Annotated in this window: 12 protein-coding genes; 2 read left to right on the plus strand and 10 right to left on the minus strand. The window is 34.4% G+C overall.

The window, feature by feature from the left end:
- Positions 1-19: 19 nt before the first annotated feature.
- From lanKC to msrB, 5 genes are all read right to left on the minus strand, one after another.
- Positions 20-2,617, minus strand: a complete 2,598-nt coding sequence (lanKC, locus tag F5ESL0225_RS03925; protein ID WP_122047887.1) for a class III lanthionine synthetase LanKC — start codon at positions 2,615-2,617, stop codon at positions 20-22.
- A 21-nt stretch (positions 2,618-2,638) separates the two neighbouring features.
- Complete coding sequence (locus F5ESL0225_RS03930; protein ID WP_122047888.1) at positions 2,639-4,363, minus strand: ABC transporter ATP-binding protein; 1,725 nt, start codon at positions 4,361-4,363, stop codon at positions 2,639-2,641.
- Positions 4,364-4,436: 73 nt separating this feature from the next.
- Entirely contained in the window at positions 4,437-4,565 is a 129-nt protein-coding gene (locus F5ESL0225_RS08510) for a hypothetical protein (protein ID WP_255409268.1), read from the minus strand.
- Between the two features lie 156 nt (positions 4,566-4,721).
- Complete coding sequence (locus F5ESL0225_RS03935) at positions 4,722-6,311, minus strand: type I restriction-modification system subunit M (RefSeq protein ID WP_122047889.1); 1,590 nt, start codon at positions 6,309-6,311, stop codon at positions 4,722-4,724.
- A 193-nt stretch (positions 6,312-6,504) separates the two neighbouring features.
- On the minus strand, positions 6,505-6,936 hold the full coding sequence (gene msrB / locus F5ESL0225_RS03940; RefSeq protein WP_090092018.1) for a peptide-methionine (R)-S-oxide reductase MsrB: 432 nt from the start codon (positions 6,934-6,936) through the stop codon (positions 6,505-6,507).
- A 149-nt stretch (positions 6,937-7,085) separates the two neighbouring features.
- Here msrB and F5ESL0225_RS03945 point away from each other — a divergent pair, with 149 nt between their 5' ends.
- Complete coding sequence (locus F5ESL0225_RS03945; protein WP_122021702.1) at positions 7,086-8,273, plus strand: aminotransferase class I/II-fold pyridoxal phosphate-dependent enzyme; 1,188 nt, start codon at positions 7,086-7,088, stop codon at positions 8,271-8,273.
- Between the two features lie 85 nt (positions 8,274-8,358).
- A complete protein-coding gene (gene tpx, locus F5ESL0225_RS03950; protein ID WP_122021703.1) occupies positions 8,359-8,853 on the plus strand; it encodes a thiol peroxidase in 495 nt (164 codons plus the stop codon).
- 55 nt (positions 8,854-8,908) lie between these two features.
- On the opposite strand, the gene F5ESL0225_RS03955 is transcribed toward tpx, so the two are convergent.
- The 5 genes from F5ESL0225_RS03955 to F5ESL0225_RS03975 form a co-directional block, all read right to left on the minus strand.
- The gene (locus F5ESL0225_RS03955; protein ID WP_122021704.1) at positions 8,909-9,409 is read right to left on the minus strand and encodes an NUDIX hydrolase; all 501 of its coding nucleotides are present in this window, start codon (positions 9,407-9,409) and stop codon (positions 8,909-8,911) included.
- A 106-nt stretch (positions 9,410-9,515) separates the two neighbouring features.
- Positions 9,516-11,363, minus strand: a complete 1,848-nt coding sequence (gene aspS, locus F5ESL0225_RS03960) for an aspartate--tRNA ligase (protein WP_122024685.1) — start codon at positions 11,361-11,363, stop codon at positions 9,516-9,518.
- A gap of 4 nt (positions 11,364-11,367) precedes the next feature.
- Complete coding sequence (hisS, locus tag F5ESL0225_RS03965) at positions 11,368-12,654, minus strand: histidine--tRNA ligase (protein WP_122021706.1); 1,287 nt, start codon at positions 12,652-12,654, stop codon at positions 11,368-11,370.
- A 275-nt stretch (positions 12,655-12,929) separates the two neighbouring features.
- Positions 12,930-13,367 carry a D-aminoacyl-tRNA deacylase gene (gene dtd / locus F5ESL0225_RS03970; RefSeq protein WP_122021707.1) on the minus strand — a complete coding sequence of 146 codons (438 nt, stop codon included), beginning with the start codon at positions 13,365-13,367 and terminating at the stop codon, positions 12,930-12,932.
- Positions 13,367-15,607 carry a bifunctional (p)ppGpp synthetase/guanosine-3',5'-bis(diphosphate) 3'-pyrophosphohydrolase gene (locus tag F5ESL0225_RS03975; protein ID WP_122047890.1) on the minus strand — a complete coding sequence of 747 codons (2,241 nt, stop codon included), beginning with the start codon at positions 15,605-15,607 and terminating at the stop codon, positions 13,367-13,369. The genes dtd and F5ESL0225_RS03975 overlap by 1 nt, the downstream gene beginning before the upstream one ends.
- Positions 15,608-15,862 lie beyond the last annotated feature (255 nt).

Raw genomic sequence — 15,862 nt, forward strand, 5'->3', positions numbered from 1 at the left:
AGTTATGTTAATTAAAAAATTATTTACTTCTTAGAAGTGGTAGCCAAGCATTCCAGGTATGTTGCTTAATATCTGTTAAAAGTAGCAGTAAGCCACTGCTTCCAGTAGTCAAATCTAAAGAACACTTAAAGCCAAATCTGCCAGGTACCATTACGCCGCCATTTTGAGCAACTAAGTAATTATTAAGTAAATTGTACTTCTTCTTTAAAGTCACTTTATTATTGGTACAAATTGCAAAGGCATTATCTAAAATCAGCAGGCTAAGAAAACCATCGAATAATCCGGCAAAAAAAGTTACAAAAACATCATTTTGCTTTAATATTTTTAATAAAATTTCTAATTCTTTTTTGGTAAAAACCTTAGAATCATCTTGTAAAAATTCTATCATTAATAAGGCTAAGCCAGCACTACCATGATTAACATACGGGATTAAACGTTCATATGAGTAGGAATTATCTTTAATAAATGCACCGTCACTTGTAAGTTGTAATGAATTTTTTATTACTACCTGGTAGATTCTTAAAGCTGCTTGCTTATATTGCTTTGCCTTTGTAACAATACTTAATTTCCATAAAAATAATGCTGCACCCAACCAGCCAGTAATTAATCCACTATCAGTTTTTTCGGTATAGCGTTCATGCTTAATGATTTGCATTACTTGTTTACCAAGATCAATTGCATTTTGTAAGTAAATAGTTTTTTTGGTTTGTCCATAAAAGCATAAAAAAGCTAGCCCAACTCCGGCTAAACCAGAGTAAATTGAAATGTCATTGGTTAACTTAAGTGCCACATTAGTCTGTATTTTTCTCATTATACTGTAACTAATTTTAGTGTAGCCTAGTTCATACAAAACAGTAGCAATACCGCTTAGGCCAGTAAATAATCCGATATCTGTTGTTGGCTCAGCTAACAATTTTTTTAAATTTGGTAATTGTTGTTCGAGCCAAATATTAATTTCTTGCTCACTTTTCTGATCTAAAGTCTGTGATCTATTTAAAGCCATTATAGCGCCAAAAGCACCATTGGCCACGGAATAATAACTAATTTCAGAACTGTATTGCGGAATGTCACCATAAATTAATCCTTTAAAGTTGTAATTCAAGTTGTCGCTGATTCCCTTAGCTACTTCGGCTATATTTTGATTTAACTGATTCAGTGAAAATGGTGTAGACGGTACTGTTAAATTTTGATAATAATACTGCGGGTGGCGTGAGTCAGAATTAAAATTCAAATTTAATTGCTTTTTTAAATTATGCAAAAATTCTACAATTTGCTTGCCAAATTCATTGCTAATATTCTTATCTTGCACGGCTTCTAATTCAGGCGCCCAATCAAAGCCAGTTGCGGTTGGCAAAATCATATAACGTGCAATTTTGTATAACGCAATTCGATCAGCTTCTGCAAAAGTCTGCGCATTAAAATCAGAATAGCCAGGCGTTGCCAGACCAGGATTGTAGGCTGCTGAAGTTTTTTGAGCATTTTCAAAATCGATTAACTTTACTTTATCCGTGTCTAATATAATTATATTATCCGGTTGTAAATCACCAATTGCAATTCCCTTTTGGTGAATTTGGTTAATTGCCTTTAAAAGTGCCGTAATAATTTTGACCGTCTTTGTAAGATATTCATTTTTCTTTTGCTTATTTGCGGTAAAGGGATATTGACTATCAACAAAATCAGCTAGAGTATCTCCTTGAAGGTACTCTTCAACTAAATATTGATGTTTCCATGCCTTAAAACTCTCATAAACATTAACAACTGTTGGTATCTCGGCTAGTTTCTTTAATATTTTATACTCGTGCTTAATCCGATTAAAACCATCATTGCCATTAGCATCTAAGCCCGCAAAAGCACGGCCTTCTTTTAGAACCCATTCCTTACCCTTGAAAACTGCATGATAAACTCCACCAGCATTGCTATAGTGCAAAGAAAAATCAACATTATAATTCATTAGTTTTTTGAATTCATTTTGATCATAATGTTGCACATTATTTTTCAATTGTTCAGGTTCTACAATAAAATCAGGCTGATAATAATATGGTAACCGTTTATCTTCAACTAAGTTATGTTTATTATCAATAATGGCGTAAACTTCTGCACCGTCAATCACCGTTTTCATTGCCTTAAAGGCACCGTAACGGTAAAAGACATGGCTATCTTGCCATTCTTGATCGCTTAATATATATGGCCCCTCTAAAAAATCTTGGGTGATTTCTGCTAACGCAGGCAGAAGTTGGACAAATTCAGTAGTATTTACGGGATAAACTGTAATAAACTTTCCCGACTCTGTTCGGTCACTATATTTGGAATTACTTAAAAGCATTGCATCTACTGTATCAATAAATTTATAACTAACTTGTTGATTGTTTAAGTACTGGCTCACCGTCAATAATAGTTTTTGTGCATCCTTAATATTAGCAGTTAGATGAATTTTCCAGCCTTGTTGGGGCAATTTATGATCAAATAAAATATAATGCCAATAGCTATCAGTTGATTCTTGAAAGCTAGTTTTAGGTTTTGTAAATTTAAATTTATTTTTTGGTTCATCATTAGGATAATAAAAAAGTGAACGGTCGTTTTTAACAAATTCCATGTATTCATTACCAGTTAAGTCCATTTATCTGTTTTCTCCTTTTAATTATTTTTCAACTGCTAATATTTCTTCATTAACAAATTGTTTATATTTAGGAACCAATTGCATCAACTCTTGGTGGGTACCACTGCCGGTAATTTGATGATTATCTAAAAAATAAATTTTGTCTGAATCAACAATTGTCGATAAGCGATGAGCAATGACAATTAAAGTCGTCTGGTGATTAGCAAGCAACTCATTCAAAGTATTAGTAATAATTTTCTCCGAATCGGGATCAAGGTTAGAAGTTGCTTCATCTAGAATTAAAAAATTGGCTTGGCGCAAGTATGCGCGAGCAATCTGTAATCTTTGCCTTTGACCACCCGATAAACCAATTCCTTGTTCACCAACTAAAGTTTGTAAGCCATTGGGCATTTTTTGCACATCTTCTAACAAATTAGCCTTGTCTAGGGCGGCCCAAATGTCACTTTCTTCAGGAATAGCAGTCAAACCAAACGTTAGGTTTAAATAAATTGATCCTGAAATAATCGTGTTTTCTTGGGTTACTACGGCAAACAAATTACGCCAAGTATTTAGATCGTAGTTAGTAGCACTTACTGAATTTAATAAAAGTTGTCCTTCATTTAATTCATACAATCTAGTTAATAAATTAATAATTGTTGTTTTACCAGCACCAGAGGGGCCAACTATTGCTATTTTTTGGCCACTATTAAAACTTAAAGAAATATTTTGTAAAACCGGTTCCTTTTGATATGAAAAAGAGGCATTTTTCAACGTTAAACAACTATTCTTAGCAAACAATATTTGAGAATTAACTTGATAAACATTTTTTTCTCCTGGTGTATTCAAAATCTTATTTAATTCCCAAGTAGCTCCTTTAGCTTGCTTGTAACTGGTATAAAAATTACCCAACATATTGATTGGCTCAATTACCTGAAAGAGATAAATTAAAAAGGATACTAAGGTGCCAATACTCAAACTAGCCTGTTGTACACGAATACCACCATAAATAATAATTAAAAGAATAATTCCTAAAGTAAAAACTGTTTGAATGGGACCTACAATTGAAAATATGCAATCAGTTTTATTTGAAACTTTAAATAATTCAACTACTACCTGCTTAAAATTTAACCAGACTGGGCGATAAGCATTATTCAGCTTAATACTGCGGATATTATATATGTTTTCTGTACTTTGACCAGAAAGTTCACTTAATTTATTCTGGGTAGTGAGCGACAATTTTTCACTAATTTTTCCAATTGGATATGCAATTAAGATAATTAGTGAAAAAGATAAGACAATAAATACCGTCAATTGCCAATCTAAATGAAATAAAACAATGAATGATCCTAGCACTGCAATTAAACTATTAATGGTGGCTGGAATACTACTAGTCATAAAATCTTGAACTACTTCAGCATCATTAATTAAATGACTAGAAAGTTGACCACTTTTTTGATTAGTAAAAAAGCTCATAGGCAAAGTAAGTAACTTTTGCTCAATTTCCATTCTAACTTCAGCAATTTTTAAATTTCCGGCCACACTGATCAAGTATTGGCAAAAAGCACTAATAATTGCACTAAAAATAATGGTTAACACGATTACCGCAGCTAAACGAAAATTTATATGGGCGCTTATGTGCGTTTTACCGTCAATAAATTGTCGCACTATTAAAGGTATCAAAACCTCAATAAAGGTACCTAAAATCCCTAAAATAAGCCCTAAAATGAACTGCCAAGAAATTGCATACAGCTTTATTTTCTTATTCATAAATCTCACATTCTTTTACAATTAATAAAGACATATCTCATGACCAAAGATATGTCTTTATTAATTTATTTACTTAAAATATACCAAAGAAAGTATGCCCGCAAATTAACGACTTTCGTTTTTTATTATTGTATTTACTATGTTTTTGATGCTTGACCTTCTTCTTTTGTAGGCCAAAAATATGCCGCATTAATGAATCCATGTAATCGCTCCCTTTCATTGATATAATAGCATATTTGTCAAATTGATTAAATATTGTTTCTTCCTTTTTTGAAAAATCCTTTATTCTTTATTTGAATTATTTATAATTGATGTACTAATTTGATTAAAAAGCTAATACTTGCCACTATATAAAAACTCACTGGTCCCTTTTAATCTCTAAGACTTTTAAGTCTTTAGCAATTTTAGCTTCTAGTGCAGCGATGTCTTTTTTATCTTGGACCAATAATCTATCGATTTCAGTTAAATCAATTTTTTTATTTTCAGAAGTAGTAATATATTGTGAAACATTTAAATTATAATCATTAGCACGGATTTCTTCGATAGACGCTAAATAAGCATATTGTGGCATGGCTACACGTTTTTGATAGGTCTTGAAAATTTTATCAATGTTTTCTTGAGTTAAATAATTTTTCATTTTACCTTTAGCAAATTCTTTTGAAGCATCAATAAAAAGAATATCTTCGCTAGTACGCGTCTTTTTTAGTACCAAAATAATCATTGGCCTTATGCTCTCATAAAATAGATTAGGCGGTAGCCCTATTACAGCATCGATCTGATTACCATCTGGATGCTCAACCAAATTTTTGCGAATTGTAGCTTCTGCAGCACTACGGAATAAAACTTCGTTAGGAAGAACAATCGCCATGATTCCCTTTTCGTTTAAATGATAAAGACCCTGTAAAACAAAAGCAAAACTAGCCTTAGTCCAGGGAGCCAATTTGCCATAATTACGAAAACGGGGATCCGTTAACTTATTTTGGTTATTATTCCAAGATTGAGGATCTGGTGGATTAGCCACAACCGCATCAAAGGTACGTGGATAATCAATTTCTTTAGTATTTGGTTCGGCCGGCCAATCGTTTTCGAGCGCATCAGTGTTGAACAATGTCATATTAGTAAATAAAACATGGTGCAACATTAAATTTATTCTAGCTAAATTGTAAGCGGTCAAATTTGCTTCTTGCCCATACAACTTGACAATTGCTGAGTTATTATCATTTGCTAGCGCTGACAAAATTGAACCTACCCCACAACTAGGATCATATACTGTGAACGATTGGGTTCCTTTAGGTAAATCTGCTGTCACTATTTTAGCTATTAATTTTGCAACTGCCGGTGGTGTGCAAAAAGTAGCCCCCTTCTTACCAGCTGCATATTTGCTAATTAAACCAGTAGAGATATCACCAAGAATATCTTTACCAGCTTCATCTTGATAATCAATACTATCAACTAATTTGACAATCTTCGCTAAAGACTTCACTCGTTCATTAGCTGATGACCCCAGGTAGGAATCGCCTAAGTTAAGATTACTAAAGATCCCCTTGAAGGTTTGACCTGCCGCTTTAGATAGTGCAGCATTCTTATCAAAATTAGCAAAAATAGTTTGATAGTCACTTAGATTTACTTGGCCCTTGTCAATTTTATTTACTAATGACTGCCAAGTGTCAAGTGGCGCAATGGCATAACCAAGATTTGAAAAGATATCCTTAAGATAAGCATTTAATTCAGCACCGCCTGCTTGTTCTAGGTAAGCTTCATTAATTGCTTGGCCTTTCTTAACATTTATAGCACTGCTACTAACAAGATACTGTTCTTGCTGTTCGGACAAGTAACGATAACATATGAAGGCTAAAATATAATTTTTGGATTCAGTTGTATCCCGATTAGTCTCTAGCTCATTGGTCAGTGTCCATAACTGGGAACTAATTGTCTGTAATTTTGTCATTATTCTTCCTTTCTCATGTACCCATTTAGCGCAATAGTACTTTTTGCTTTTGAAGATGGACTATTTGCTATTGCCTCATACTAATTAGCTTATCAAGTTTTTAGAAAATGTTAAATTAAGAGAGCTAAAAATAAAAAAGCATCTAATTTATTAAAGAAATCGATTTGCTTTTTTATACTTTACATAATTATTATTATTTAAAAAGTTTGCGATATTCGCCATATCCCTCTTTTTCTAATTGATCAAAAGGAATAAATTTTAAAGCTGAAGAATTAATACAATAACGTAAGCCTCCTTGATCTACAGGACCATCGGTAAAGACATGTCCTAGATGAGAGTCAGCCTCAGGACTCTTGACCTCGGTGCGTTCCATATTATGAGACTGATCACGATGATAAACTAGTTTTTGAATTGGCTTAGTAAAGCTAGGCCACCCACAACCAGCATCGTATTTGTCTTCACTCGAAAATAACGGTTCCTTAGAAACAATATCGACATAAATTCCCTTTTGGTAAAAATCATCATATTTACCCTTAAAAGGATAATCGGTAGCCCCATGCTGCGTCACTTCGAATTGCTCTTTGGACAAATGCTTTAATTGCTGCTTTTTTTGTTCTTGATCCATTATTGTCACTCTCCTTAAATAACTATCATAAATCTATTTTTGAACAACCGAAAAATTAATTGCTAAATTAATATTAATTTAAATATTCTTAAAGCGACTACTGCGTTATAATTGTATCTATATCAAAATTCAAGAAAGGTTCTTTTATTATGCCAACTCTAGCAAATAATTTATCTGATACAATTAACAAAAGGATTGAAAAATTACCTAAATCCGAAATTCGTTCATTTAGTCAAAAAATATCTCAGATTCCTGGAATAGTTAAGTTAACTGTCGGTGAACCCGACTTGAACACTCCCGACCACATTAAGCAAGCCGCTATAGATGATATTAACCGCGATGACTCACACTATGCGCCAGAAGCTGGTAAAGAAGAATACTTAAATGCAGTAAGTGATTATCTCAAAAAGAGTTTAGGCGTGTACTATAACCCCAAAAATGAAATTTGTGCAACTGTCGGAGTATCAGCAGCCTTAAATGTTTCCTTTATGGCTATCCTTAACCCCGGTGATAAAGTAATTGTTCCTACACCTGTTTGGGGGGTCTATTTTGGTATTATAAAAATGGCTGGCGGCGTACCTATAGAAGTAGATACTTCTGCTGATAATTTTATTTTGACTGCTGCACATCTAGCAAAAGTTATGGAAAATGAAGGAAAAGGAGCAAAAGCAGTCATTTTAACTGATCCATCTAATCCGACCGGACGAGTTTATGCTAAAAAAGATTTAAAAGAGCTAGCAAAAGTTATTGTCGATTATAATTTATTTGCCTTAAGCGATGAAATTTATGCCGAATTAATTTATGCTCAGAAAAAGCACTATTCGCTTACACAAATTATTCCAGATCGGACTATCCTTCTTTCAGGATTATCTAAAAATTTTGCCATGACTGGTTGGCGAATTGGTTATATTGCAGCGCCAAAAGAAATTATGCAAACAATCTCCAAAATCAATTCCTTTATGATTACCTCAGTTACTGATAATGTTCAAATTGGGGCAGCAGAAGCTATCAGTCATGGTGAACAAGATTATATCGAGGCCCGCGCAATTTATGAACGCAGATTACACATAATTCAAACAGGTCTTGAAAAAAATGGGTTTACAATGGCTACACCTGAAGGCGCATTTTATATTTTTGCTAAAATTCCAAGTAAATTCGGTACAGATGATGTAGCTTTTGCTACTGACTTAGCCAATAAAGTTAAGGTAGGAGTAATTCCTGGTAGTTACTTTGGGGCTGGTGGTCAAGGATTTGTACGTTTATCCTATGCATCATCTGAAAAATGTTTAAGAACTGCCGTTGAGCGCATTACAACTTACGTAAATGAGCAGCTTTAAATAATTAGCAAGCATTTTATTTTGGTCCAGTTCAGTATATAGTTTAGACTTTAGAGTAAACAGTTTTAAAGAAAGAGTAAACAAAATGCAAATTACAAGACTAAGTACCCCATTATCGACTAATGGTCAACCACCAAAAGTTGGCGAGATATTACCCGATTTAAAAATTGAAAAAGCTGATGGATCTATCGTCAACTTGTCAGAATTAATTAACAAACCCACTTTAATTAGCGTAGTACCCGATATTAATACTAGTGTATGTAGCATCTCAACCAAGCACTTTAATAGTGAAGTTGACAAATACGACAATATTAATTTTTATACCATTTCAACTAACTCACCCAGTGACCAACGTAACTGGTGTGCAGCAGAAGGAGTAGTAAAAATGGAATTACTCTCTGATGAAAAATTTGATTTTGGTAAGAAGATGGGACTATTTATTGAAAAAATGGGACTTGATTCACGAAGTATTTGGATTATTGACACTAACCAAAAAATACTTTATCAAGAATTAATTGTGGAAATGACGAATGAACCAAATTATGATGCAGCTTTAGCATTCTTAGATACTTTAAATTAAGCAAAGAAAAAGGCAACTAGGTAAAATACTAGTTGCTTTTTGTTTAAAATCTTGTTTAAAAAACTGGTCGTTGTAAAACTTGCCAAGTAGAAAAAGTTTGATCTTCTAAATTCATTTGCTCAGGATTGATGAGATACAATTTAGCCCACATAACTAAAGGAGAAGCATTGGTGAAACTGAGCTTTTTCAAAGGTACGCGTACTGCTCCTAATGAGTCTTGACCATCAAATTGGCTAACCTCACCTTTTAATTGCCCGACAGCTTTTTGAATATTATAAAAAACGCAGAAGTGCTGGTTAAAATGCCAATTTTCATAGTCCCAAGGATATTTAAATGATGTAATCCCTAATTGTTGATAAACTTGAACTAATAAGCCGGTCTCTTCTCTTATTTCCCGTAGTATAGCTTGATCCAGCCCCTCTCCATCCTCTAAACTACCACCCGGTAAATCATAACGATTAGTGTATGGACCACCATTCTTTTTAATGACAACAAGTTCGGACTGATTACCAATTATTCCATAACAGCCAAAGGCATAATGATATTTTCTAAGCATTGTTTTGTTTCCAATCGCTATTAAATACATTATGAAAATAAGCCACAAAACTAGAAGGTTACATCAAACAGTCAGTTTTGCAGCTTATTTTCTTTAAATTTATCTATTAATTTTCATCCCAAGAAGTATTTTTAGCAGCAGTTTCTTCTGCTTGTTGCTTAAGAGTTGTTTCAATTTTAGCTACACTTTCGTGATACTGTGCTTCAACTTCAATCCCCAAGTCAGCTAATTGCTGCTCAGCAACTGGAGCAGGTGCGTGCATCATTGGCTCTGAAGCATTAGCATTTTTAGGGAAGGCCAAGACATCACGAATATTATCTTTTTCTGCTAGTAGCATTGCAAAACGATCTAAGCCAATAGCTAACCCAGCATGTGGCGGGAAGCCCATATCAAGAGCATCTAATAAGTAACCAAATTGTTCATATGACCGTTTTTTACTAAAACCAAGTGCTTTAAGCATTTTTTCTTGAATTGAACGCTTATGGATACGAATTGAACCTCCACCTAATTCATCACCATTCATCACAATGTCATAACTACGAGCATGCGCCTTGTGCGGATCAGTATCAAGTAATTTAATTCCCTCATCATCCGGCATAGTGAATGGGTGGTGAGCCGCAATCCAACGACCTATGCCTTCATCATATTCAAATAGGGGCCAGTCAACTACCCAAACAAAATTAAAGACATGCTTAGGAATAATATTGGTCTCTTTAGCAAATTCCCGGCGTAAATGATCTAATGAATCACAGCAGACTTTCCATTTATCAGCTATAAAGACCAATAACTCACTACCTGTAAGAGAAAATTCTTTAATTAGGGCAGCTTGATTTTCCTCATTTAAAAAGCGCGCAATTGGTCCATTAAATTCCCCATTTTCAAATTTAACCCAAGCTAAACCCTTAGCGTGGAAACGTTTAATGAAATCTTGTTTTTTCTCAATTTGTTTGCGCGAATAAGTCTCAGCGCCGTTTTTAACCGCAATCCCTTTAACAAAACCGCCCGCACTAATTGCATTAGAAAATACTTTAAAGTCACTATTTTTAAAAATTGGACTTAAATCATGAATTTGCATGCCAAAGCGAAGATCAGGCTTATCAGTACCATAATTGTTCATTGCTTCAGTCCAAGTAATGCGATCAATTGGCGTTTTTAAGTCAATCCCCATGACATCTTTCATAACTTTCTTTAATAGTCCTTCAGTATATTCTTGCACTTGTTCTTCATCAGTAAAGGACGTTTCCATATCAATTTGGGTAAATTCTGGTTGACGATCGCCTCTTAAATCTTCATCGCGGAAGCATCTAGATAACTGGTAATACTTATCAAAACCTGCTCCCATTAACAGTTGTTTAAATAATTGAGGTGACTGCGGCAAAGCGTAGAAACTACCTGGATAAATTCGCGAAGGAACTAAATAATCTCGTGCACCTTCTGGTGATGATTTTCCTAAAATTGGTGTTTCAATATTAATGAAACCATTTTCATCAAAATATTCATGCGTTGCCTGTAAAATTTTCGAACGTAAAATAAGCGCTTTTTGTAAGCTGGGGCGCCGCAAATCTAGATAACGATATTTTAGCCTAGTTTGCTCGCCTACTTCAATATTATCTTTAATTTCAAAAGGTGGATTTTGTGATTTATTTAAAATAATAAGTTCTTGCGCATTAATTTCAACTTCTCCTGTTTTCATTTCTGGATTAATGCTTGAACGCTTAACTACCTCACCTTTAACTTGAATAACATATTCATTACCAAGTTGATCAGCAAGGTGCATCAATTCTTGGCCTGAGTCATGATTAATGACTACTTGAACTAGACCTTCACGGTCACGTAAATCAATAAAAACTAAATTACCTAAATTACGAACTCGTTGGACCCAACCATATAGATTAACTTTTTGACCAATATATTTAGCAGTAATATTACCACAATAGTTTGTTCTTTTTTCCATAATTTTAATCCTTTAAATGTTCTAAGACTGAATGCATATTTGCTAAATCACTTAACAGCAAATCAATTTTTTGTCCATCAGCTAAGCGTTTAATATTCAACTTACCCTCGGCTATTTCTTTAGCTCCGATAGTAATTACATATTTGGCCTTAACTCGATCAGCTTTTTTAAATTGCGCTTTTAACTTCTTTTGATCAACGTCATATTGAACCCTAAAACCTTGCTTACGTAACAAACGAGCAATTTCAACAACTTTAATTTCAGTCTCTTCACCAATATTAGTAATAAAAAAGTCAATTCCTTGATCAGTAAATAAGCCTGGGTTTTGTTTTTGCAAAACTAGCATTAAGCGTTCTTCACCAATACCAAAACCAACTGCTGGGGTTGCAGGACCATCAAATTCTTCAACTAGGTGGTCATAACGTCCACCACCAAGAATCGTTGTAGCCGATTCCCATAAACTAGCATCTTCAACCATAAATTCAAAGATAATCCCGGAATAATAATCCAGCCCTCTAACCAAATCATTATCAATTACATAATGGATATCTAACTGGTCCAGCATCTGAATAATTTGATTAAAATTATTTTTAGAAGCTTGATCTAAATAATCAATAATTTTTGGTGCATTAGGTAAAAATTGCTTATCTTGTTCATCTTTAGAATCTAAAATTCGGAGCGGATTTTTCTCTAAACGTCGTTTAGAATCATCGGAAAGCCGGTCTTTTAGGGGCGTAAAATAGTTAACTAGTGCATCATGATAACTTTGACGCACTTGACTATTACCCAAGGTATTAATGTGTAATTCATAATTTTTAACACCAAGTTTAGCCAATAAATCGTTAGCTAGAACAATGGTTTCAACATCAGCTAAAAAATTACTTGAGCCGAAACTTTCAATGCCAATTTGATGAAATTCTCGCTGCCGCCCAGCTTGCGGGCGTTCATAGCGAAAGGTGGACTCAATATAATAAACATTAAATGGCTTAGCCATTTCTGGAGCATAAAGCTTGTCTTCAACATATGCTCGAACAACGCCAGCTGTTCCTTCTGGACGTAAAGCAATGTGACGTCCACCCTTGTCATTGAAATCATACATTTCTTTTTCAACTACATCCGAAGTCTCACCACTTGATCGAGAAAATACCTCATAGTTTTCAAAACTTGGTGTTCTAATTTCTTGATAGTTTGCCTGTTTGAAAAAATCACGCAATATTTGTTCAACTTTTTCCCATGAACTGGATTGCCCTGGCAATATATCAACTGTTCCTTTAGGTTTTTGCACTCTCATCTAATCATCCTTTTAATCTAAAAAGCGCCCTTGAATTAAATCAAGGGCGCTTCAAATTAGCACGGTACCACCTTTTGCCTGCTGCGATTAACGCTCGCGAAACGTTTATTATCTGTTAAAGGGGTCACAGTTAGCTCATTATCTGTCCTTGCACCATAGATAGACAGTCTCTGAAATAAAATTGCTAAGCTTCATTCTTTGTCATTGATAATTCTTTTTTAGCTTATATTTTTACTAGCAAAAAGTCAACCTGTAGTATCATTTTGCACCAATTTTTACATATCTAATACAATCGTGAACGGACCATCATTTTCTAAATCAACTTTCATATCCGCTCCAAACTGTCCTGTTTCAACCTCTAAGCCCAACTTTTCTAATTCATGATTAAAAGATTGCCATAATTCAGCAGACTTTGGTGGTTTCATGGCTTGAACAAAGCTAGGACGATTTCCCTTTTTGGTATCTGCTAATAGAGTAAATTGACTTACACTAAGAATTTTTCCATTAACATCCTTAATTGCCAAATTAGTCTTACCACTCTCGTCTTCAAAAATACGCATCTTAGAAACTTTGTTTGCAGCTTTTTGAATAATTGCTAAGTCGTCCCCCTCACCTATACCAACTAATAAGAGTAGCCCTTGATTAATCTTACCAACTATTTCCCCAGCTATTTTTACATTGGCCTGGTTAACCCTTTGAATTACAACTCGCATTAATTATCTGCCCTCCTTGTCTTATAAACATCAGGAATGTCTCTTAATTTAGTTAAAATACTGGCTAATTGACTTGAATTGTTCACAGCAACGGTAGCATAAATGTGTGCTATATTATCGTCATTAACTTTACCTGAAAGATTATCAATATTAGGCGTTAGTGCATTTAAGCGGTTGATTACATCACTAAGTAGCTGGGCCCGATTGTAACCAAATATTTCAATATTTGCATTAAATGATTGATTATTATTTGACTCAGTGCCTTCCCAAGAAACTTCTACTAATCTACCTAAACTATCATTATTGTTTACAATATTACGACAGTCATTGCGGTGAATAGTGACACCACGTCCCTTAGTAACATAGCCAACAATTTCATCGCCGGGAACTGGATTGCAACACTTAGCTAAGTGGAGCATCAAATCGTTAATTCCTTGGATAGTAACGCCATCGTTATGTTTTGACTTAAGTGTTGCAGCATCTAAACGACCGTTAACTGACTTGTTAGCAGCTTTTTGACCAGAGTTCAAAATTTCTTCTTCTAGTTGCTTTTGCTTTTTTTTCTCATCTTCACGGCGCAAATCAGATGTTAGGCGGTTAACAATACTAACGGCAGACAAATCGCCAAAACCAACTGCAGCATACATTTCATCAACTGTATGATAATTCAGTTGAGCCAAAATTTTTGCAACATGCTCCTTATCCATAAACTCTTTAGGTGAAAGTTCCTGGCTACGAAGCTGTTCAGCAATCATTTGTTCCCCTTGAGCAATACTATGGTCGCGATCAAGATTACGATAATAACGACGAATTTTATTGCGCGCTCTAGAAGTCTTAACCATATCCATCCAATCGCGCGATGGTGTTGCATTGGTTTGGGTCATAATATCAATGACATCGCCATTTTTCAATTTATAATCAAGCGGAACTAGCTTTCCGTTAACTTTAGCTCCAACTGCATGACTACCAACTTGAGTATGAATTTCATAAGCAAAATCTAAAGTAACTGCTCCCTTAGGCAATTCATATACTTCCCCCTTAGGCGTGAAGACATAAACTCGGTCCGAGAAAATTTCGCTTTTGACACTTTTCATGAATTCACCAGCATCTTGGGTTTCATCCTTTAATTCAAGAATTTCACGTACCATATCTAGTTTTTCATTTGAACTTGTTTGCTCAACCCCATTAAAGTTGCCCTGTTTATATGCCCAATGTGCTGCCACACCATATTCAGCTACATCATGCATATGTTGCGTTCGAATTTGTATTTCTAAAGGTCGCCCACCTGGTCCAATAATCGTTGTATGCAAAGATTGGTAGCCATTAACCTTCGGAACAGCGATATAGTCTTTAAAACGCCCCGGCATTGGCTTCCACTTCGTATGGACAGCTCCTAAAACTGCATAGCAATCTTTAACAGTTTGCACAATTACTCGTACAGCTAAGAGATCATAAATTTCTGCGAAATCTTTATGTTTGTCAACCATTTTTTTATAAATGGAATAAATATGTTTAGGTCGCCCATGAATATCATATTTAATATTTAAGCCGTCTAAACTTGCAGTTAGCGTGTTGATTGTGTCTTGAATATAATTTTCTCGTTCGCTACGCTTAGAATCCATTAAACTTACAATTTGATAATATGCCTTGGGATTTAAGTAGTGAAAACTCATATCTTCTAATTCCCATTTAATTGTTCCAATTCCAAGGCGATCGGCAAGTGGTGCATAGATATCCATTGTTTCAGAGGCAATACGTCTCTGTTTATCAGGGCGTAAATGCTCTAAAGTATGCATATTATGGAGGCGATCTGCTAATTTAACCATAATTACACGTAGATCTTTTGCCATAGCAATTAGCATTTTTCGATGATTTTCTGCCAAAAATTCTTGATGTGATTTATATTCATACTTATTTAGCTTGGTGACTCCATCAACAATAAAGGCTACATCTTTACCAAATTTATCTTTTAAATCATTATTAGTTACTGGAGTATCTTCCACTGTATCATGCAAAAACCCCGCTGCAATCGTGTCGGGATCAAGCCCTAGAGTTGCTAAAGTTCCAGCAACTTGAGTGGGATGAACAATATATGGTTGACCAGAAGCACGTTTTTGATTTTGATGCGCTTTTTGAGCAAAGTCATAGGCCTGCTTAACAAATGCTAATTGCTCCTCATTCATATATTTTTGACACGCATTGATTACTTCATCATATGTCATTTCTACGTATTTAGACATTTTAATCACCTTCAACTATATATTTGCTTATCCATTAAGCCAAAAATTTCAAAAATAAGATAAATTAAACCAAATAATAGATTATAATTTGCATATTTTAATAATACTATCAAACAAAAACATGTTGGTAAAAGAAGTAGCCAATAATGCTTTATATTGATAGTTTTAACCAAATTACCTACGTGATATCCGATGAAGCAATTAATTACAGTGAATAATAGTCCCACTCGCCAAATAACTGAAATTTTCAATAGA

The organism is Lactobacillus sp. ESL0225, assembly GCF_003692905.1.
In the GTDB taxonomy this organism is placed as follows: domain Bacteria; phylum Bacillota; class Bacilli; order Lactobacillales; family Lactobacillaceae; genus Lactobacillus; species Lactobacillus bombicola.